Here is a 16,958-nt window from a genome sequence, read left to right on the forward strand (position 1 = left end):
ACAATGGCTTTGAAGAAGTTTAAACCAACCTCTCCAGGTCGCCGTCAGCTGGTTCTTGTTGATCGCTCCGATCTCCACAAGGGCAAGCCGATTAAAGCGTTGACCGAAGGTCTTCGCAAAAAAGGTGGCCGTAACAACACTGGTCGTATCACCGCCCGCCGTATTGGTGGTGGTCACAAACGTCGTTACCGTATGATCGACTTCAAACGTACCAAGTTTGATGTTGTCGGTACCGTCGAGCGTTTGGAATATGATCCGAACCGCACCGCGTTTATCGCGTTGGTTCGTTATTCTGACGACGAATTGGCCTACATCCTCGCACCACAGCGTCTTGCTGTTGGCGACAACATTGTTGCTGCCGACCGCGTAGATATTAAGCCGGGTAACGCCGCACCGCTGAAGAATATTCCGGTCGGTACCATTGTCCATAACGTCGAACTGAAAGCCGGTAAAGGTGGTCAGGTCGCACGTTCAGCAGGTGCATACGTGCAGCTCGTTGGTAAGGACCAAGGTTACGCCCAGCTTAAGCTGTCCTCCGGTGAAGTACGTTTGGTTCGTGGTGAATGCATGGCTACCATTGGTGCCGTGTCCAACCAGGACCATCAGAATATCAACCTTGGTAAAGCCGGCCGTAATCGCTGGCTTGGCAAACGTCCTTCGGTTCGTGGTGTAGCCATGAACCCGATCGATCACCCGCATGGTGGTGGTGAAGGTCGTACATCGGGTGGTCGTCATCCGGTTACGCCGTGGGGTAAGCCTACCAAGGGCAAACGTACCCGCTCGAACAAAAAGACCGACGCGCTTATCATGCGCCGTCGTCACAAGAGCTAACGGAGGAGGCTAGACTATGGCGCGTTCCGTTTGGAAGGGTCCGTTTGTTGACGGATACCTTCTTAAGAAAGCCGATACTGTCCGTGCCTCAGGCCGGAATGAGGTAATTAAGACCTGGTCGCGGCGCTCGACGATATTGCCGCAATTCGTAGGCCTCACCTTTGGGGTTTACAATGGCCAGAAGTTTCTGCCGGTACTCGTGAACGAAGATATGATCGGTCACAAGTTCGGTGAATTCTCGCCGACCCGTACCTATTATGGTCACGCGGCCGACAAAAAGGCGAAGAGGAAGTAACGATGGGTAAGAAAGCTGACATCCGTCGGCTGGCGGATAACGAGGCTGCTGCTTCGCTCCGGGCTTTGCGCATATCCCCGCGTAAGCTCAACCTCGTCGCCGAGTCGATCCGTGGAATGAAGGCAGAAGCTGCTTTGGCAGAACTGACCTTCTCCAATAAACGTATTTCGCAGGACGTCAAAAAGCTGCTGGAATCGGCAATTGCTAATGCCGAGAACAACCATCAGCTTGATGTCGATCGTCTCTTTATCAAAGAGGCGTCTGTTGGAAAGGCCTTCGTGATGAAACGTTGGCGCGCCCGTGCACGCGGTCGTGTCGGCAAGATCATTAAGCCGTTCTCCAACATCCGCATCGTCGTTTGCGAACGTGAGGAGACCGAATAATGGGTCAAAAAGTAAATCCAATCGGTCTTCGTGTTGGGATTAACCGTACCTGGGATTCCCGCTGGTACGCCAACAAAGCCGATTTCGCAGGTCTTCTTCATGAAGACATTGCGATCCGTAAATTCATCTTCGACCGGCTTAAGCAGGCCGGTGTCGCGAAGGTGATCATCGAACGTCCGGCGAAAAAAGCCCGTATTTCTGTTCACACCGCCCGTCCGGGTGTTGTGATCGGCAAGAAAGGCCAGGACATCGAGAAGCTCAAGAATGATCTGCAGAAACTGACCAAGTCAGAAGTGCAGGTTAACATTATCGAAATCCGTAAACCGGAAATCGATGCCAAGCTGGTCGCTGACAACATCGCCCAGCAGCTTGAGCGCCGTGTTTCGTTCCGTCGCGCTATGAAGCGCTCGGTTCAGAATGCAATGCGTCTCGGTGCTGGCGGCATTCGTATTAATGCTGCTGGTCGTCTTGGTGGCGCTGAAATCGCTCGTACCGAATGGTATCGTGAAGGTCGCGTTCCGCTGCACACGCTGCGTGCGGACGTTGATTATGGCACTTCAGAAGCACACACCACCTATGGTGTTTGTGGTCTGAAGGTCTGGATCTTCAAAGGCGAAATCATGGCACACGATCCGTTGGCTTCTGAGCGTAAAGCTCTCGAGTCGGCTGGTTCCGGTCGTAAGTAAGGAGATCCCGATATGCTTTCTCCGAAACGTACAAAGTTCCGTAAAGCCTTCAAAGGCCGCCTGAAAGGGCAAGCCAAAGGTGGTACCGAACTTAATTTCGGCGCTTATGGCTTGAAAGCCTTGGAGCCGGAGCGTATAACGGCGCGTCAGATCGAAGCGGCTCGCCGCGCGATCACCCGCCACATGCGCCGTCAAGGCCGTGTGTGGATTCGCGTTTTCCCGGATCTACCGGTTTCGCAGAAGCCTGCCGAAGTCCGTCAGGGTAAAGGTAAAGGCTCGATCGAGTATTGGTCGGCACGCGTTAAACCGGGTCGGATTATGTTTGAACTCGACGGTGTTCCGTTGGATCTTGCACGCCGAGCTTTCGAGCTGGCAGCGGCAAAATTGCCGATCAAGACCAAGTTTGTCACACGTCTTGGTGAAGGGGAGTAATTAGTGATGAAAGTTGCTGATCTCCGCGCTAAAAGCGCTGACGAACTGAAACAGATGCTGCTGGACCTGCGTAAGGAGTCGTTCAATATGCGATTCCAGCAGGCCTCCGGTCAGTTTGAGAACACTGCGCGGGTCCGACAGGTCCGTCGTGATATCGCCCGCATCAAAACCCTTCTCGGAAACGAGAAGGGTGCGAACGCGGCCTAACTGGACACGCATAGGAGTAAACACACATGCCGAGGCGTGTATTGCAGGGGACAGTCGTTTCGACGAAAAACGACAAGACCGTGGTGGTCCGTGTGGAACGCCAGGTCATGCACCCGCTGTATAAAAAGTACGTGCGCAAGTCGAAGAAATTCCACGCGCACGATGAAGAGAACCGCTTCAAGACGGGTGACGTTATTCGTATTCGCGAATGCAAACCGATCTCGAAATTGAAGTCTTGGGAAGTCGTGGTCGAGGAGTGATTCCTCAGCCCAATCATAGTCAAGGGGTAAACCCATGATCCAGATGCAGTCCAATCTGGACGTTGCCGACAACAGCGGCGCTCGCCGCGTCCAGTGCATCAAGGTGCTGGGCGGCTCGAAGCGCAAAACCGCACATGTTGGTGATGTTATCGTGGTTTCCGTTAAGGAAGCCATCCCGCGCGGTCGCGTAAAGAAGGGTGCAGTTCACAAAGCTGTCATCGTTCGCACCGCAAAGGAAATTCGTCGGTCCGATGGATCGGCGATTCGCTTCGACCGTAACGCTGCCGTTCTCATTAATGCGAACGGCGAGCCGATCGGCACGCGTATTTTCGGCCCGGTAACTCGTGAACTTCGTTCGCGTGGTTACATGAAGATCATTTCGCTCGCTCCGGAGGTGCTGTAATGGCTGCCAAAATTAAAAAGGGCGACCGCGTCATTGTTCTGACGGGTAAAGACAAAGGGAAGACGGGCGAAGTTCTCGCCTCATTCCCGACCGAGAACAAGGTTCTGGTTTCGGGCATCAATCTGGTGAAACGTCACCAGCGCCCGTCCGGTGCTGATGCCGGTGGCATTGTCGAGAAGGAAGCAAAAATTGCTGTTTCCAATCTCGCGATTGCTGACCCGAAAGAAAACAAGCCGACCCGCGTCGGTTTCAAGACCCTTGATGATGGTCGCAAGGTTCGCTTCGCGAAGCTTAGCGGCGAAGTCATCGACAAGTGAGGGACGGAAAAATGACGCGCCTGCGCGAACATTATAAAGAAGTGGTGCGTGACGCACTCCTGAAGGAGTTCTCCTACGAGAACACGATGGAGATTCCGCGCCTCGAAAAGATCGTGATCAATATGGGTGTCGGCGACGCCACCCAGGATCGCAAAAAGCTGGACGGTGCTGTTGCGGATCTCGCGGCTATCACCGGTCAGCGTCCTATCTTCACCAAAGCGAAAAAGTCCGTGGCGGCTTTCAAGCTTCGTGAAGGCATGAACATCGGTTGTAAAGTGACCTTGCGTCGCGACCGTATGTTTGAATTTTTGGACCGTTTGGTCACTGTCGCGCTTCCGCGCGTTCGTGACTTCCGCGGCCTGAACAAAAAATCCTTTGATGGTCGTGGCAACTTTGCCATGGGCTTGAAGGAACAGTTTGTCTTTCCTGAAGTCGAGTACGACAAAGTCGACTCGGTCCGCGGGATGGACATTATCATTTGCACCACGGCAAAGTCCGACGACGAAGCTCTCGCCCTGCTTAAGGGCTTTGATCTTCCGTTCGGAAACTAACTGGAGGTTGGCCCATGGCCAAGAAGAGCTCAGTAGAGCGTGAAATTAAACGTGAACGCTTGGCAAAAAAGTTTTCTGCCAAGCGTGCCGCCCTTAAAGCGGTCATCGCGGATCGCGAGACATCCCCTGAGGATCGTATCGTGGCTGTGATCAAACTCGCCCAGCTGCCGCGTAATTCGGCCCCCATCCGTCAGCGTATCCGCTGCCAGGTGTCCGGTCGTCCGCGCGGTGTCTATCGCAAATTCCGCCTGTCCCGTATCGCACTTCGTGAACTTGCTTCACGCGGTCAGATCCCGGGCATGGTGAAATCCAGCTGGTAAGGGAGCACCCATCACATGATGACTGATCCAGTAGGCGATATGCTCACGCGTATCCGCAACGGACAGCGCGTTGGTAAATCCACCGTCGCTTCGCCGGCTTCGAAACTGCGTACCGGTGTGTTGGATGTTCTCCAGCGCGAAGGTTATATTCGTGGTTACAATGTTAGTGAAATTCGCAAGGGCATCAGCGAAATCACCATCGAACTCAAATATTTTGAGGGTGATGGCGTGATTAAGCAGATCGACCGCGTTTCGACCCCGGGTCGTCGTGTATATTCGAAGATCAAAGATCTTCCGAAGGTATATAACGGCCTCGGCATCGCAGTCCTGTCCACTCCGCGAGGAGTTCTTTCGGATCAGGAGGCTCGCGAACAGAATGTCGGCGGCGAAATCCTCTGCAAGGTATTCTAAGGAGGGCCATCGATGTCGCGAGTAGGAAAAAATCCGGTGGAAGTGCCTAGCGGCGTGACCATCACCTTGACCGAAGAGCAGATCAGTGCAAAAGGCAAGCTCGGTGAGCTTAACCTGTCTCTGACCTCGGACGTAATCGTTACCCAGGAAGATAACCAGATCTGGGTGAAACCGAACAACGATAGCAAGCGCGCTCGTGCCCTTTGGGGTACCACCCGTGCGAACATCGCGAACCTCGTTTCCGGGGTTTCGGAAGGTTTTACCAAGAAATTGGAAATCACCGGTGTTGGTTACCGTGCGCAGGTTCAGGGTGCTAAACTTGTTCTGCAGCTTGGCTTCTCACATGACGTAGAAATGGAGATCCCTACGGGTCTTAACGTCGTGGCAGAAAAGCCGACCCTTATCGCCATTTCTGGCGCAGATAAACAGCTCGTTGGTCAGTTCGCTGCAAATGCACGCGGCTGGCGCGGTCCGGAGCCTTACAAAGGCAAGGGTGTCCGCTACGAAGGCGAGTATATCTTGCGCAAAGAAGGCAAGAAGAAGTAAGGACTGGCACGATGAAAAACGCGAGAAACCTCTTCGAACGCCGCAAGCGTCGCGTTCGTTTTGCGATCCGCCAAAAAGCGGCCGGTCGCCCGCGCCTCAGCGTACACCGTTCGAACGCACACATTTATGCTCAGATCATCGACGATGTCGCTGGCACCACCCTGGTGGCTGCTTCGACCGCGGAGAAAGACCTGAATGCGAAAGGCAGCAATGCCGACGCAGCTGCGCTGGTTGGCAAAGCCATTGCCGAACGCGCAGTAAAAGCTGGTGTGAAAACGGTCGTATTCGATCGTGGCGGGTATCTGTTCCATGGCCGAGTGAAAGCTCTGGCCGATGCCGCCCGTGAGGGCGGTCTGGACTTCTAAGGAGCACGACCATGGCACGTAACCAGAATCAACAGCAGCAGCAGGCACCGAAAGCCCGTGAAGAAAACGAACTCGTCGACAAATTGGTTGGAATCAACCGTGTCGCCAAGGTCGTCAAGGGTGGCCGTCGCTTTGCTTTCTCCGCAATGGTAGTTGTCGGTGACCAACGCGGTCGCGTCGGGTACGGCACGGGTAAAGCCCGTGAAGTTCCAGAAGCGATTCGTAAGGCAACCGAAGCTGCTAAACGCAACATGATCCGCGTTCCGCTTCGTGAAGGGCGTACCCTTCACCATGACACCAAAGGCCATTTCGGTGCAGGTAGGGTTGTCCTTCGCTCTGCTCCGGCTGGTACCGGTATCATTGCAGGCGGTGCGATGCGTGCGGTGTTTGAAACCATGGGCGTTCAGGACGTTGTGTCCAAATGTACCGGTTCGAACAATCCGCACAACGTGATCCGCGCAACCCTTGACGCTCTGGTCAACGGTGCGTCCCCGCGTCAGGTCGCTGCAAAGCGTGGCCTGAAAGTCGGTGACGTCGTTGCCCGTCGCGATAGCGGTTCGGCTGCGGCCGCCGTTCTCGAAAAGGAGTAATTCGATATGGCTGCTAAGAAAAAAGCGACTGTACGCGTTACCCAGACGGGTTCGCCGATCGGACGTCCGGCTGATCAGCGCCAGACCCTTGTTGGTCTTGGCCTGAACAAAATGCACCGGACTCGTGAGCTGGAAGATACCCCAGCTGTTCGCGGTATGATCGCAAAGGTCAAACACCTCGTCCGTGTGGACGAGGCTTGATTGACCCCAGATCGAAAAGGGTTGAACGATGAAACTCAACGAACTTGCCGATAACCCGGGTGCGCGTAAAGCGCGTACCCGCGTCGGTCGCGGTATTGGTTCGGGCAAAGGCAAAACTTCTGGCGCAGGTCAGAAGGGTCAGAAGTCCCGTTCCGGTGTAGCGATCAATGGTTTCGAAGGCGGGCAGATGCCTATCTATCGCCGTCTTCCGAAACGCGGCTTTAAAAACCTGTTCAAGAAACAGTTTGGTGTCGTGAATCTTGGTACCCTTCAGACCGCCGTTGATAACGGTGTTCTTGAAGAAGGTGCAAATGTCACCATCGCTATTCTTGAAGAAAATGGCCTTGCCCGTCCGCAGAAAGACGGTCTGCGCCTTCTCGCTAAAGGCGAGCTGAAAGCAAAATTGAACATCGAAATCACCGGTGCTTCCAAGTCGGCTATCGAAGCCGTCGAGAAAGTTGGTGGTTCGGTTAAAGTTCTTGCTCCGGCTGCTGAAGCAGAAAAAGCAGAATAAGCCTAGAATGACTTCGTGAGGGTCCGGTTCCAGTAATTTGCGGGACCGGACCCTCCAGTTTATGTGTATTGGGAGATGAGTGCATGGCATCGGCCGCCGAGCAGCTTGCCGCGAACCTGAATTGGTCAGCTTTTTCTAAGTCGACTGAGCTTAAAAACCGTATCTGGTTCACTTTGGGCGCGCTTATTGTTTACCGTCTGGGAACGTATATTCCTGTTCCTGGTGTTGACCCGTCCATTCTTGCTGACATTTTCCAGCAGAATGCAGGCGGCGTTCTGGGCATGTTTGACATGTTCGCCGGTGGTGCGCTGGGTCGTATGACGATCTTTGCGCTGAATATCATGCCGTATATCTCGGCCTCGATTATCATCCAGTTGATGACAACCGTTTCGCCTACGCTTGAGCAACTCAAGAAAGAAGGCGAGCAGGGCCGCAAAAAAATTAATCAATATACCCGCTATCTGACGGTGCTGATTGCAACCGTTCAGGCATGGGGCATTGCTGTTGGTCTTGAAAGCATGACCGGTTCTACCGGTGCTGCTGTTGTTGATCCTGGCATGTTCTTCCGTCTGACCGCTGTTATTACGCTTGTCGGTGGCACCATGTTCCTGATGTGGCTTGGTGAACAGATCACCCAGCGTGGCATCGGTAACGGCATTTCGCTGATCATCTTTGCCGGTATTGTTGCCGGTCTGCCCAGCGCTATTGCCGGTACTCTGGAACTTGGCCGTACCGGTGCAATTTCTGCACTGGTCATTGTCGCGATCCTCGTTCTTGCGGTTGCCGTCATTGCCTTCATCGTCTTTGTTGAACGTGCACAGCGCCGTGTTCTGATCCAGTACCCGAAACGCCAGGTTGGCATGAAGGTTATGGAAGGTCAGAGCTCGCACCTGCCGCTCAAGATCAACACTGCCGGTGTTATTCCGCCGATCTTTGCAAGCTCGCTTCTGCTGATGCCGCTGTCGGTTGCCCAGTTCACCGCTGGTGGGGATAGTGCTGACTGGCTGACGACTGCGACGGCATTGCTTGGCCGTGGCCAGCCGCTGTATATCGCGCTTTATATCGGCCTGATCGTCTTCTTTGCCTTCTTCTACACCGCGGTTGTTTTCAACCCGGAAGATACGGCAGACAACCTGAAGAAACACGGTGGCTTTATTCCGGGCATTCGTCCGGGTAAAAATACTGCGAATCATCTGGATTTCATTCTGACCCGTTTGACGGTTATCGGTGCAGCTTATCTCGCATTTGTCTGTATCCTGCCGGAACTGTTGATCGCTGAATGGTCCGTGCCCTTCTACTTTGGTGGGACTAGCTTGCTGATCGTTGTCACGGTTACGATGGATACCGTTGCACAGATTCAGTCCCATATGCTGGCTCATCAGTATGAAGGCCTGATCAAGAAATCCAAACTACGTGGTCGCCGCCGTTAACTGAGCGACCACGGATATCAGGGGGACGGACGAACATGAATATTATCCTTCTAGGCCCTCCCGGCGCGGGAAAGGGTACTCAGGCAAAGCGTCTTGAAACAGGACGCGGCATGATTCAGCTCTCAACGGGCGACATGCTTCGTGCAGCGGTTGCAGCCGGCACGGAACTGGGACAGAAGGCAAAGGAAGTCATGGATGCGGGGAAGCTCGTTTCCGACGATCTTATGATCGGTCTGATTTCCGAACGACTTGACCAGGATGACACCAAAGACGGTTTCATCCTGGACGGGTTCCCACGCACGACGGCCCAGGCAGAAGCCTTGGACGACATGCTGGAAACCAAAGGTCTGGCACTTGATTATGTGATTGAACTGCGTGTGGATGATGCAGCGTTGGTTGCCCGTGTTGTCGGGCGCTATACCTGTGCTAAATGCGGGCAGGGATATCACGACGAGTTCCAGAAACCCGCCGAAGACGGTGTCTGTGACGTATGTTCAGGCACTGAATTCAAACGCCGTGCGGATGACAACGCCGAGACGGTCACATCGCGACTGACTGCTTATCACAAGCAGACTGCACCGATCATTCCTTACTATGAAAAGGTCGGTAAGCTGAAAACAGTTGACGGGATGGCTGAAATAGACGAAGTTACGCGCGAAATTGAAGCCATCCTGGGGTAATTTCCCGGGCAGGGCGTTTTTTTGCTGGCGGGTTAGCAGTGATGCTGGCCCGTTTTTGCCGCGCCCCGCTCTACCGGATCTGCCGCAGGGTTTGTTAACAGGAAACAGGAGTCTCACACAGTGGCTCGTATTGCTGGCGTAAATATCCCGACTGCTAAACGCGTCGTGATTGCGCTTACCTACATCACCGGCATTGGCCCGGCGAAAGCTAAAGAAATTTGCGCTAAGGTTGGAATCGAATCCGTAACCCGCGTTCATCAGCTCTCTGATGACCAGGTTCTCAAGGTTCGTGAAGTCATCGACGCTGATTACACCGTTGAAGGCGACCTTCGTCGTGAAACCGCAATGAACATTAAACGTCTGATGGATTTGGGCTGCTATCGCGGTCTGCGCCATCGTCGCGGTCTCCCGGTACGCGGTCAGCGTACCCACACCAACGCTCGCACCCGTAAGGGCCCGGCTAAGCCGATTGCTGGCAAGAAGAAGTAAGGTAGGGGACAGACAATGGCGAAAGCTCCTCAGACTCGCGTACGTCGCCGCGAGCGGAAGAACATTACGAATGGTATCGCGCACGTAAATGCGACCTTCAACAACACCATGATTACCATCACTGACGTTCAGGGAAATACCATTTCCTGGTCGACCGCTGGTGGTATGGGTTTCCGCGGTTCGCGTAAATCAACTCCGTATGCTGCACAGATGGCCGGTGAAGACGCAGGTAAAAAAGCTGCTGAACACGGCATGAAAACTCTTGAAGTACAGGTTAAAGGCCCGGGTTCGGGACGTGAATCTGCACTGCGTGCGCTTCAGGCTGTTGGTTTCACGATTACGTCGATCAAAGACGTAACGCCGATTCCACACAATGGTTGCCGTCCGCGTAAACGTCGTCGCGTCTAATCGCGTCGATCTGCGGACGATCCCGCGTTTAGGCCCGGTGCACCCGGGCCTCTTCGCGTTTCTCATGAGGGCAAAACTTGCTCTCCTTATATAGGCTCCAGTTGCGAAGGTGGGTCTCGTGATTCAAAAGAACTGGCAGGAACTGATTAAGCCGACCAAGCTTGATGTTACTCCGGGTACTGATGCCAGCCGCGTTGGTACGATCGTGGCGGAACCGCTGGAGCGCGGTTTTGGTCAGACTCTGGGTAACGCGCTGCGTCGCATTCTGCTGTCGTCGCTCCAGGGTTCGGCGGTTACCGCGATCCAGATCGACGGTGTATTGCACGAATTTTCGTCGATTCCGGGTGTACGTGAAGATGTCACCGACATCATCCTGAACATCAAGACCATGGGCGTGCGTATGCATGCTGAAGGTCCGAAGAAAATGGTTCTGAAAGCGACCGGCCCTGGTGCCGTTACCGCTGGTCAGATCGAAACTGGTGCGGATATCGAAATCCTTAACCCGGATCTCGAGATTTGCCATCTTGATGATGGTGCATCGCTGAACATCGAATTTACTGTTGATAACGGTAAAGGCTATGTCGCAGCTAGCTCGCACAGCTCTTCGGATGCACCGATCGGTCTTATCCCGATTGATGCGATCTTCAGCCCGATCCGTAAAGTGGCCTACAAGGTGGAAAACACCCGTGTTGGTCAGGATACCGATTTTGACAAGCTGTCATTGACCGTTGAAACCAACGGCGCACTGACCCCGGAAGATTCAGTAGCACTTGCTGCTCGTATCCTTCAGGACCAGCTGTCGTTGTTCGTCAACTTTGATGAGCCGGAAGCGGTTGTCGAAGAGAAAAAAGAAGACGAACTTCCGTTCAACCGTAACCTTCTTCGTAAGGTTGACGAGCTTGAACTGTCGGTACGTTCGGCAAATTGCCTGAAGAACGACAATATCATCTATATCGGTGATCTTGTTCAGAAGACCGAAGCAGAAATGCTTCGTACGCCGAACTTCGGTCGTAAGTCGCTGAACGAAATCAAAGATGTTCTTGCTCAGATGGGCTTGCATCTCGGTATGGAAGTCGGCGGTTGGCCGCCGGAAAACATCGAAGAACTTGCTCGCAAGTTCGAAGATCCGTTCTAAGAACGGGTCTTCGGCCTTCGGGCTGTTATCGGAGCATTCTTGCTCCAAACCGGAAAGATCGAATTGTTTGGCATTTCCGGCGGGCTAGTTGCCCACACCGCACGTGCATGACCTGACTTTGTTCAGGGTGGCGGCGCGGTTTTACAATCGGTTTCGTGAGCGAAGCCAGGTTATTAAGGAGAGTTACCATGCGTCACGGTATGCACGGCCGTAAGCTTAATCGTACTTCGTCCCATCGTAAGGCGATGTTTGCCAACATGGCAGTTTCGCTGCTCACCCACGAGCAGATCAAAACGACTCTTCCGAAGGCCAAAGATCTTCGCCCGTATGTCGAAAAACTGATTACGCTGGGCAAGCGGGGCGACCTGCATGCACGCCGTCAGGCTATTTCGATCCTGCGTGATGACAAAATCGTAGCCAAGCTGTTCGGCGAAATTGCCGAGCGTTATAAAGAGCGTTCGGGTGGTTACACCCGTGTTCTTAAAGCCGGCTTCCGCTATGGCGATGCAGCACCTGTTGCTGTTATCGAACTTGTTGAGCGTAATGCAGATGCAAAGGGTGCAGAAGACCGCGCCCGTGTTGAAGCAGAGGGCGAAGGCGAAGAAGCAGCTGCTGAATAAGCAACGCTTCGGCCTTTAAGAAACAAAAACGGGCGACGCCAAACGGTGTCGCCCGTTTTCTTTTGACCATTGCTCTTTGAATTTTTGGTCAAATTGTCCATATTTCCGACACGGTTACGCGGCAGTTCTAGTTTTCCTAATGCAATAATTCTGGCCGGGCGTATCCAACACGCCCATTGTTAGATGAACATGCCGACCAAACACAGATTGACAGAAATGAGAGAGAGCGACGTGCAGCTAAGATGGACCCCGACCATTTTGACAATTGCGCTGATCACGATGATGGCAGTTGTTGGCGTAAATCATACAGCCCATGCCCAAAGTGATGACCGGCGCTTGCCGACCAGTCAGACCGAAATCAAGATGTCGTTTTCACCGCTGGTCAAACAAACCGCACCGGCTGTGGTCAACATCTATACCAAAAAGGTGGTCAGCGAACGTCAGCGCACGCCGTTCTTTAACGACCCGTTTTTCAAACAGTTCTTTGGTGATCGGTTTGGCGGCGCGGTTGGTGCACCGCGCCAGCGTGTTGAACGCTCGCTGGGCTCCGGGGTGATTGTTTCGGGCGACGGCACAATCGTTACCAATCATCACGTGATCAACGGTGCCAGCGAAATTCGCGTGGTCCTGCATGATAACCGCGAATTTGATGCCGATCTGGTTGGTTCGGATGAACGTACCGATCTCGCCGTTCTGAAATTGCGCGATGTCGAAAACGAATTGCCGGCCGTTACCTTTGGCGATTCGGATGCGGTTGATGTCGGGGATCTGGTCTTGGCTATTGGCAACCCGTTCGGGGTGGGCCAAACGGTGACCAGCGGTATTGTCTCGGCCCTTGCGCGTGCGGGTGTCACCGGACAGGATTACCAGTCTTTCATTCAGACCGATGCTGCGATTAATCCTGGGAATTCCGGCGGGGCATTGATCGATATTGACGGGAAGCTGATCGGTGTAAACTCGGCGATCTTTACAAAGTCGGGTGGATCAAACGGCATTGGCTTTGCCGTGCCGGTCAATATGGTCAAAGTCGTCATGCGCGGCCTGATCAGTGGCGATTTGCGCCGTCCATGGTTGGGGGCCGCAGGGCAGGCGGTAACAGCCGATCTTGCATCATCGCTTGAACTCGATCGCCCGCACGGGGTTTTGATCAGTGATGTACGCGAAGGCAGCCCGGCCGGGCGAGGTGGTCTGCGCGCCGGGGATGTTGTGATCGCGGTCAATGGGTTGGCTGTTGATAATCCCAACGAGCTGAAATTCCGCATCGCGACGTTAGAACTTGATAAAGGGGCGGAACTTTCTGTCCTGCGTCAGGGCAAGGAAGTCGTGCTTCCGATGCCACTTGAAGTCGCCCCGGAATTGCCCGCACGCGACGAAAGCGTGATTGATGGTGCCAATCCGTTTAGTGGCTCCAATATTGCCAATATGAACCCGGCGCTGGCCGATGAGCTTGGCATTGATACCCTGAGCGAAGGTGTTGTTGTTCTAGCGGTCGCACGCGACAGCCTTGCCCGCCGTACCCGTCTTCAGGCGGGTGACTATATTGTCGAAATCAATGGCCAAAAGATCGATACGGTCGCGCGTCTTAAAGAAGTAATCCGTGCCGGCGAACGCAGCCGTGAATGGAAAATTGCGGTCAAACGCGATGGCAAAGTTCTGACCGGCGAGTTTACGCTGTAATCAGGTTACGTCATTAATCTGCACACCAAACCCAAAAGGCGTGATCCCAACATTACACGGGTCGCGCCTTTTCTGTATCTGTATGGCGGAGCATAAACAGCGCGCCACAGGTCAATATCCCCAGAATGATGGTCAGGATAATGGCGTATTGCCCGTAATCATCAATCAACAGGCCAAACAGAAACGGTGCAGCGGCCTGCGCAAAGCGAGACGGGGCCATGACATATCCTTGCCGTGCGCCGTAGCCAACCGGGCCAAAGATCACCAATGGCAAGGTTCCCTTGGCGATGGTCAAAATACCATTGCCAACCCCATGTAGGCTGGTGAATAGCATTCCAACCGGTCCACCAAACACCAAAAGCAACACCGCACCAACCGGATGGGTGATTGCGGCCAGCCGTGATGAAATCAACGGATGCATTTTCTTTAGAAAACCAAATTCCAAAAGGCGGCCTGCAACCTGTGCCGGACCAACAAGCGATGCGGCAATCAGCGCACCCGTCGCATCCATTCCCGAGAGTTGCAGCAATCTGGGCAAATGGGTGGCCATGGCGGTTGCGGTAAACCAGCTTGCCGCAAAGACAATGGCAAGCAACACCATCTGAAGATTAAAGATATCTTTGCGGGCGAGCTTGACCGGGGCGGGGGCAGGTGATGTTTCCGAAGGGGGCGTATCATCGCTGCTTTTGATCGCGTCATCTGATGGCGTGTGTTTGACACGCGGGATCAAAAACAGGTTTAAGGGCAATCCAAGCACGATATGCATGGCAGCCCAGAAATAGCATGCCGTGCGCCAGCCAAACTCAACTTCAAGTCCGGCGGTAATTGGCCAGCAGATCGTACTGGCAAAACCGGCGATCAGGGTAATCCCGGTAATCGGCCCGCGGGCATCATGACCAAAAATCCAGCTCAGTGTGGCAAAGGCGGATTCATAAAGCCCCATCGACATGCCAACACCGATCACGCACCATGCAATACACATCATGGTCAGGCTGTCCGACATTCCCAAAAGTGCTAATCCAGCAGCAAAAATCACGCTGGAAACCGCAAGGACTGTGCGCCCGCCAAATTGATCAATCCGCGCGCCTGCGGATGGCCCAAACAAGGCGGCAAAGACCAGAGCGAGTGAAAAGGCCCCAAATGCCCAACCCGGCGGGATGCCAAGTTCATTGGCCATCGGTTCGGCAAGAATGGCTGGCAGATAAAGCGTAGTGCCAAAGGCCAAGGTCTGACCGGTGCCAAGCCCAATCACAATGGGAAGTTTGGCCGGTGCATTTACTGCTGTCATCTTACACCTTGATCATAAGGGGATGTGGCGCAGAGAAAGGCGTTATTCACAGCAAGTATCTCCGTTTAAGCTTGGGGATTGAAAACTCGGTGCGGTCGCCATATCGCGGCTGGCGACAATATGCTGGGTGACTTCCATCCATGCCTCGGTTGCGATCAAAAAGGCATCACGGCCTTTGTCGGTCAGGGCATAGACTTTGCGTTTCCGGCCTTGCACGGTTTCAGGTCGGGATGTGAGATAACCGCCCGCTTCGAATTCATTAAGCACCGGATAGACAGTGCCTTCGGATGGGGAACAACAGCCGTTTGTGGTTTTTTCAACCGCTTGAACGACCTCATAACCATGCATCGGCTTTCGGTGCAGAACGCACAGCACGAAAAACTTCGACAAGGACATCTTGATCGTTCCTTGCCAATAGGCCCGGTTGGTGTAATCAACACTAGGTGTCATGAGGTTGGCTTTCGAACTGCAGATGCTGCTGAAAACTATGCCTCGACCATCGAGGTGTCAATTGTCGATGTTTCGTCTGTCACAGATGTCATCAGCATGTTACTTTTCGCGAAAGTCACCCTTTCCCAGTCAACATTGTAATGATTTTGCATGGTTTCCCTGTTTGAAAGTCAGGTAACGCGCCCGTTGGCCGACAGACTACGTCCGGCAAAGCTTGACGAAGTGGTCGGGCAGGGACATTTGTTTGGCGAAGACGGCCCGATCACGCGCATGATTAAGACCAGTCGGGTGCCCTCTGTTGTGTTGTGGGGCCCACCGGGCTGCGGTAAGACCACATTGGCCCGCTTGATGGCTGATGTTGCCGATATGGCGTTTGAGCCGTTATCTGCGATCTTTTCCGGGGTGGCGGATCTGCGTAAGGTGTTTGAACGGGCGCGTGGGCGCCGGTCAACCGGCGGGGCGACATTGCTGTTTATCGATGAAATCCATCGCTTCAACAAAGCCCAGCAAGACAGTTTCCTGCCCTATGTCGAAGACGGCACCATCACCCTGATTGGGGCAACAACCGAAAATCCGTCGTTTGAGCTAAACGCTGCTTTGCTGTCACGCTGTCAGGTGCTTGTGCTGAAGCGTCTTGATGATCAGGGGCTTGAAGAACTTCTGGTGCGTGCGGAAAAGGAAATGGGGTTTGATCTTCCGGTCACGCCCGAAGCCCGTGAAACCCTATGTGCGATGGCCGATGGTGACGGGCGCTATTTGCTGAACCTGGCGGAAGAACTGTTCTCAATGCCGCCAAGTGATGATGGTCCGCTTGGTGTTGCCGAACTTGCCCGCACTGTGCAAAAGCGCATGCCGATTTATGACAAGGGCGATGACAGCCATTACAATCTGATCAGTGCGCTACATAAATCCATTCGCGGGTCGGACCCGGATGCAGCACTTTACTGGTTTAACCGGATGCTGGCCGGGGGCGAAGACCCGAAATTTCTTGCCCGGCGTCTCACACGCATGGCGGTCGAAGATATCGGTTTGGCCGATCCGCAAGCCCAGCAATTTTGCATCAGTGCGTGGGAATCTTATGAGCGGCTTGGCAGCCCCGAAGGCGAGTTGGCCTTGGCACAGGCCGTAATTTACCTGGCCCTGGCACCGAAATCGAATGCCGGCTACTCGGCCTATAAAAAGTCCCTGAAAATCGCACGGGAAACCGGATCGCTCACGCCACCGGCTCATATTCTCAATGCGCCGACCAAACTGATGAAAGATATCGGGTATGGCAATGGCTATGCCTATGACCATGATCAGGAAGACGGTTTTTCCGGGCAGAATTATTTCCCCGAAGGCATGCGCCGTCAGAATTTCTATGAGCCGGTTGAACGTGGTTTTGAACGCGATCTTAAAAAGCGGGTCGAATATTTCGATAAACTGCGACAGGAACGTCAGAAGAAACGCCGCGATGAATAGCTGACTAT

At 53.8% G+C, this 16,958-nt stretch carries 27 protein-coding genes; 25 read left to right on the forward strand and 2 right to left on the reverse strand.

Going from position 1 to position 16,958, the window contains the following annotated elements; genetic code table 11:
* Positions 1-3 precede the first annotated feature (3 nt).
* From rplB to ACQ0MK_RS03555, 24 genes are all read left to right on the forward strand, one after another.
* Positions 4-831, forward strand: a complete 828-nt coding sequence (gene rplB / locus ACQ0MK_RS03440; protein ID WP_430474833.1) for a 50S ribosomal protein L2 — start codon at positions 4-6, stop codon at positions 829-831.
* 16 nt (positions 832-847) lie between these two features.
* Positions 848-1,126 carry a 30S ribosomal protein S19 gene (rpsS, locus tag ACQ0MK_RS03445; protein ID WP_022734150.1) on the forward strand — a complete coding sequence of 93 codons (279 nt, stop codon included), beginning with the start codon at positions 848-850 and terminating at the stop codon, positions 1,124-1,126.
* A 2-nt stretch (positions 1,127-1,128) separates the two neighbouring features.
* Positions 1,129-1,509 (forward strand): 50S ribosomal protein L22, encoded by a 381-nt coding sequence (rplV, locus tag ACQ0MK_RS03450; RefSeq protein WP_022734151.1) that lies wholly within the window; start codon positions 1,129-1,131, stop codon positions 1,507-1,509.
* On the forward strand, positions 1,509-2,195 hold the full coding sequence (gene rpsC, locus ACQ0MK_RS03455) for a 30S ribosomal protein S3 (RefSeq protein ID WP_350047211.1): 687 nt from the start codon (positions 1,509-1,511) through the stop codon (positions 2,193-2,195). The genes rplV and rpsC overlap by 1 nt, the downstream gene beginning before the upstream one ends.
* A 12-nt stretch (positions 2,196-2,207) precedes the next feature.
* On the forward strand, positions 2,208-2,627 hold the full coding sequence (gene rplP, locus ACQ0MK_RS03460; protein WP_022734153.1) for a 50S ribosomal protein L16: 420 nt from the start codon (positions 2,208-2,210) through the stop codon (positions 2,625-2,627).
* A 6-nt stretch (positions 2,628-2,633) separates the two neighbouring features.
* Entirely contained in the window at positions 2,634-2,834 is a 201-nt protein-coding gene (gene rpmC, locus ACQ0MK_RS03465) for a 50S ribosomal protein L29 (RefSeq protein WP_350047210.1), read from the forward strand.
* A gap of 26 nt (positions 2,835-2,860) precedes the next feature.
* Entirely contained in the window at positions 2,861-3,094 is a 234-nt protein-coding gene (rpsQ, locus tag ACQ0MK_RS03470) for a 30S ribosomal protein S17 (protein WP_350047209.1), read from the forward strand.
* Positions 3,095-3,128: 34 nt separating this feature from the next.
* A complete protein-coding gene (gene rplN, locus ACQ0MK_RS03475; RefSeq protein WP_350047208.1) occupies positions 3,129-3,497 on the forward strand; it encodes a 50S ribosomal protein L14 in 369 nt (122 codons plus the stop codon).
* The gene (gene rplX, locus ACQ0MK_RS03480; protein WP_350047207.1) at positions 3,497-3,814 is read left to right on the forward strand and encodes a 50S ribosomal protein L24; all 318 of its coding nucleotides are present in this window, start codon (positions 3,497-3,499) and stop codon (positions 3,812-3,814) included. The genes rplN and rplX overlap by 1 nt, the downstream gene beginning before the upstream one ends.
* An 11-nt stretch (positions 3,815-3,825) precedes the next feature.
* Positions 3,826-4,365, forward strand: a complete 540-nt coding sequence (rplE, locus tag ACQ0MK_RS03485; protein WP_350041641.1) for a 50S ribosomal protein L5 — start codon at positions 3,826-3,828, stop codon at positions 4,363-4,365.
* Positions 4,366-4,379: 14 nt separating this feature from the next.
* Positions 4,380-4,685, forward strand: coding sequence for a 30S ribosomal protein S14 (rpsN, locus tag ACQ0MK_RS03490; protein WP_430474834.1), 306 nt, complete (start codon positions 4,380-4,382; stop codon positions 4,683-4,685).
* Between the two features lie 15 nt (positions 4,686-4,700).
* Positions 4,701-5,096 (forward strand): 30S ribosomal protein S8, encoded by a 396-nt coding sequence (rpsH, locus tag ACQ0MK_RS03495; protein ID WP_350041639.1) that lies wholly within the window; start codon positions 4,701-4,703, stop codon positions 5,094-5,096.
* A gap of 12 nt (positions 5,097-5,108) precedes the next feature.
* Positions 5,109-5,642, forward strand: coding sequence for a 50S ribosomal protein L6 (rplF, locus tag ACQ0MK_RS03500; protein WP_350041638.1), 534 nt, complete (start codon positions 5,109-5,111; stop codon positions 5,640-5,642).
* 11 nt (positions 5,643-5,653) lie between these two features.
* On the forward strand, positions 5,654-6,007 hold the full coding sequence (rplR, locus tag ACQ0MK_RS03505; RefSeq protein WP_430474835.1) for a 50S ribosomal protein L18: 354 nt from the start codon (positions 5,654-5,656) through the stop codon (positions 6,005-6,007).
* Between the two features lie 11 nt (positions 6,008-6,018).
* Positions 6,019-6,597, forward strand: a complete 579-nt coding sequence (gene rpsE, locus ACQ0MK_RS03510) for a 30S ribosomal protein S5 (RefSeq protein ID WP_350041636.1) — start codon at positions 6,019-6,021, stop codon at positions 6,595-6,597.
* Positions 6,598-6,603: 6 nt separating this feature from the next.
* On the forward strand, positions 6,604-6,798 hold the full coding sequence (rpmD, locus tag ACQ0MK_RS03515) for a 50S ribosomal protein L30 (protein ID WP_022734163.1): 195 nt from the start codon (positions 6,604-6,606) through the stop codon (positions 6,796-6,798).
* 28 nt (positions 6,799-6,826) lie between these two features.
* Positions 6,827-7,312, forward strand: a complete 486-nt coding sequence (gene rplO, locus ACQ0MK_RS03520) for a 50S ribosomal protein L15 (RefSeq protein WP_350041635.1) — start codon at positions 6,827-6,829, stop codon at positions 7,310-7,312.
* Positions 7,313-7,395: 83 nt separating this feature from the next.
* Positions 7,396-8,742 (forward strand): preprotein translocase subunit SecY, encoded by a 1,347-nt coding sequence (gene secY, locus ACQ0MK_RS03525; protein WP_350041634.1) that lies wholly within the window; start codon positions 7,396-7,398, stop codon positions 8,740-8,742.
* Between the two features lie 35 nt (positions 8,743-8,777).
* Positions 8,778-9,422, forward strand: coding sequence for an adenylate kinase (locus tag ACQ0MK_RS03530; protein ID WP_430474836.1), 645 nt, complete (start codon positions 8,778-8,780; stop codon positions 9,420-9,422).
* Positions 9,423-9,542: 120 nt separating this feature from the next.
* Positions 9,543-9,911, forward strand: a complete 369-nt coding sequence (gene rpsM / locus ACQ0MK_RS03535; RefSeq protein ID WP_350041632.1) for a 30S ribosomal protein S13 — start codon at positions 9,543-9,545, stop codon at positions 9,909-9,911.
* 15 nt (positions 9,912-9,926) lie between these two features.
* Positions 9,927-10,319 (forward strand): 30S ribosomal protein S11, encoded by a 393-nt coding sequence (gene rpsK / locus ACQ0MK_RS03540; protein WP_350041631.1) that lies wholly within the window; start codon positions 9,927-9,929, stop codon positions 10,317-10,319.
* A gap of 118 nt (positions 10,320-10,437) precedes the next feature.
* Positions 10,438-11,454, forward strand: a complete 1,017-nt coding sequence (locus ACQ0MK_RS03545) for a DNA-directed RNA polymerase subunit alpha (protein WP_350041630.1) — start codon at positions 10,438-10,440, stop codon at positions 11,452-11,454.
* 188 nt (positions 11,455-11,642) lie between these two features.
* Entirely contained in the window at positions 11,643-12,074 is a 432-nt protein-coding gene (gene rplQ, locus ACQ0MK_RS03550) for a 50S ribosomal protein L17 (protein ID WP_350041629.1), read from the forward strand.
* 216 nt (positions 12,075-12,290) lie between these two features.
* Positions 12,291-13,751, forward strand: coding sequence for a DegQ family serine endoprotease (locus ACQ0MK_RS03555; protein ID WP_430474837.1), 1,461 nt, complete (start codon positions 12,291-12,293; stop codon positions 13,749-13,751).
* Between the two features lie 52 nt (positions 13,752-13,803).
* Here ACQ0MK_RS03555 and ACQ0MK_RS03560 read toward each other — a convergent pair whose 3' ends face one another.
* Complete coding sequence (locus ACQ0MK_RS03560; protein ID WP_430474838.1) at positions 13,804-15,039, reverse strand: MFS transporter; 1,236 nt, start codon at positions 15,037-15,039, stop codon at positions 13,804-13,806.
* A 42-nt stretch (positions 15,040-15,081) separates the two neighbouring features.
* Positions 15,082-15,489, reverse strand: coding sequence for a PadR family transcriptional regulator (locus ACQ0MK_RS03565; RefSeq protein WP_430474839.1), 408 nt, complete (start codon positions 15,487-15,489; stop codon positions 15,082-15,084).
* 150 nt (positions 15,490-15,639) lie between these two features.
* Between ACQ0MK_RS03565 and ACQ0MK_RS03570 the strand changes: the two genes are divergently transcribed.
* Positions 15,640-16,950 carry a replication-associated recombination protein A gene (locus ACQ0MK_RS03570; RefSeq protein ID WP_430474840.1) on the forward strand — a complete coding sequence of 437 codons (1,311 nt, stop codon included), beginning with the start codon at positions 15,640-15,642 and terminating at the stop codon, positions 16,948-16,950.
* Positions 16,951-16,958: the final 8 nt, after the last annotated feature.

The organism is Thalassospira lucentensis (assembly GCF_050516545.1).
GTDB lineage: Bacteria > Pseudomonadota > Alphaproteobacteria > Rhodospirillales > Thalassospiraceae > Thalassospira > Thalassospira lucentensis_C.

Bases quoted from the DNA above. Each gene is read 5' to 3' on its own strand.
- ACQ0MK_RS03530 (WP_430474836.1), top strand. From the start codon at position 8,778: ATGAATATTATCCTTCTAGGCCCTCCCGGCGCGGGAAAGGGTACTCAG.
- rplX (WP_350047207.1), top strand. From the start codon at position 3,497: ATGGCTGCCAAAATTAAAAAGGGCGACCGCGTCATTGTTCTGACGGGT.
- rplV (WP_022734151.1), top strand. From the start codon at position 1,129: ATGGGTAAGAAAGCTGACATCCGTCGGCTGGCGGATAACGAGGCTGCT.
- rplF (WP_350041638.1), top strand. From the start codon at position 5,109: ATGTCGCGAGTAGGAAAAAATCCGGTGGAAGTGCCTAGCGGCGTGACC.
- rpsH (WP_350041639.1), top strand. From the start codon at position 4,701: ATGATGACTGATCCAGTAGGCGATATGCTCACGCGTATCCGCAACGGA.
- rplB (WP_430474833.1), top strand. From the start codon at position 4: ATGGCTTTGAAGAAGTTTAAACCAACCTCTCCAGGTCGCCGTCAGCTG.
- ACQ0MK_RS03570 (WP_430474840.1), top strand. From the start codon at position 15,640: ATGGTTTCCCTGTTTGAAAGTCAGGTAACGCGCCCGTTGGCCGACAGA.
- secY (WP_350041634.1), top strand. From the start codon at position 7,396: ATGGCATCGGCCGCCGAGCAGCTTGCCGCGAACCTGAATTGGTCAGCT.
- rplO (WP_350041635.1), top strand. From the start codon at position 6,827: ATGAAACTCAACGAACTTGCCGATAACCCGGGTGCGCGTAAAGCGCGT.
- rplP (WP_022734153.1), top strand. From the start codon at position 2,208: ATGCTTTCTCCGAAACGTACAAAGTTCCGTAAAGCCTTCAAAGGCCGC.
- rpsE (WP_350041636.1), top strand. From the start codon at position 6,019: ATGGCACGTAACCAGAATCAACAGCAGCAGCAGGCACCGAAAGCCCGT.
- rpsS (WP_022734150.1), top strand. From the start codon at position 848: ATGGCGCGTTCCGTTTGGAAGGGTCCGTTTGTTGACGGATACCTTCTT.
- rpmD (WP_022734163.1), top strand. From the start codon at position 6,604: ATGGCTGCTAAGAAAAAAGCGACTGTACGCGTTACCCAGACGGGTTCG.
- rplE (WP_350041641.1), top strand. From the start codon at position 3,826: ATGACGCGCCTGCGCGAACATTATAAAGAAGTGGTGCGTGACGCACTC.
- ACQ0MK_RS03565 (WP_430474839.1), bottom strand. From the start codon at position 15,489: ATGACACCTAGTGTTGATTACACCAACCGGGCCTATTGGCAAGGAACG.
- rpsC (WP_350047211.1), top strand. From the start codon at position 1,509: ATGGGTCAAAAAGTAAATCCAATCGGTCTTCGTGTTGGGATTAACCGT.
- rplQ (WP_350041629.1), top strand. From the start codon at position 11,643: ATGCGTCACGGTATGCACGGCCGTAAGCTTAATCGTACTTCGTCCCAT.
- rplN (WP_350047208.1), top strand. From the start codon at position 3,129: ATGATCCAGATGCAGTCCAATCTGGACGTTGCCGACAACAGCGGCGCT.
- rpsK (WP_350041631.1), top strand. From the start codon at position 9,927: ATGGCGAAAGCTCCTCAGACTCGCGTACGTCGCCGCGAGCGGAAGAAC.
- ACQ0MK_RS03560 (WP_430474838.1), bottom strand. From the start codon at position 15,039: ATGACAGCAGTAAATGCACCGGCCAAACTTCCCATTGTGATTGGGCTT.
- rpmC (WP_350047210.1), top strand. From the start codon at position 2,634: ATGAAAGTTGCTGATCTCCGCGCTAAAAGCGCTGACGAACTGAAACAG.
- rpsN (WP_430474834.1), top strand. From the start codon at position 4,380: ATGGCCAAGAAGAGCTCAGTAGAGCGTGAAATTAAACGTGAACGCTTG.
- rplR (WP_430474835.1), top strand. From the start codon at position 5,654: ATGAAAAACGCGAGAAACCTCTTCGAACGCCGCAAGCGTCGCGTTCGT.
- rpsQ (WP_350047209.1), top strand. From the start codon at position 2,861: ATGCCGAGGCGTGTATTGCAGGGGACAGTCGTTTCGACGAAAAACGAC.
- ACQ0MK_RS03555 (WP_430474837.1), top strand. From the start codon at position 12,291: ATGAGAGAGAGCGACGTGCAGCTAAGATGGACCCCGACCATTTTGACA.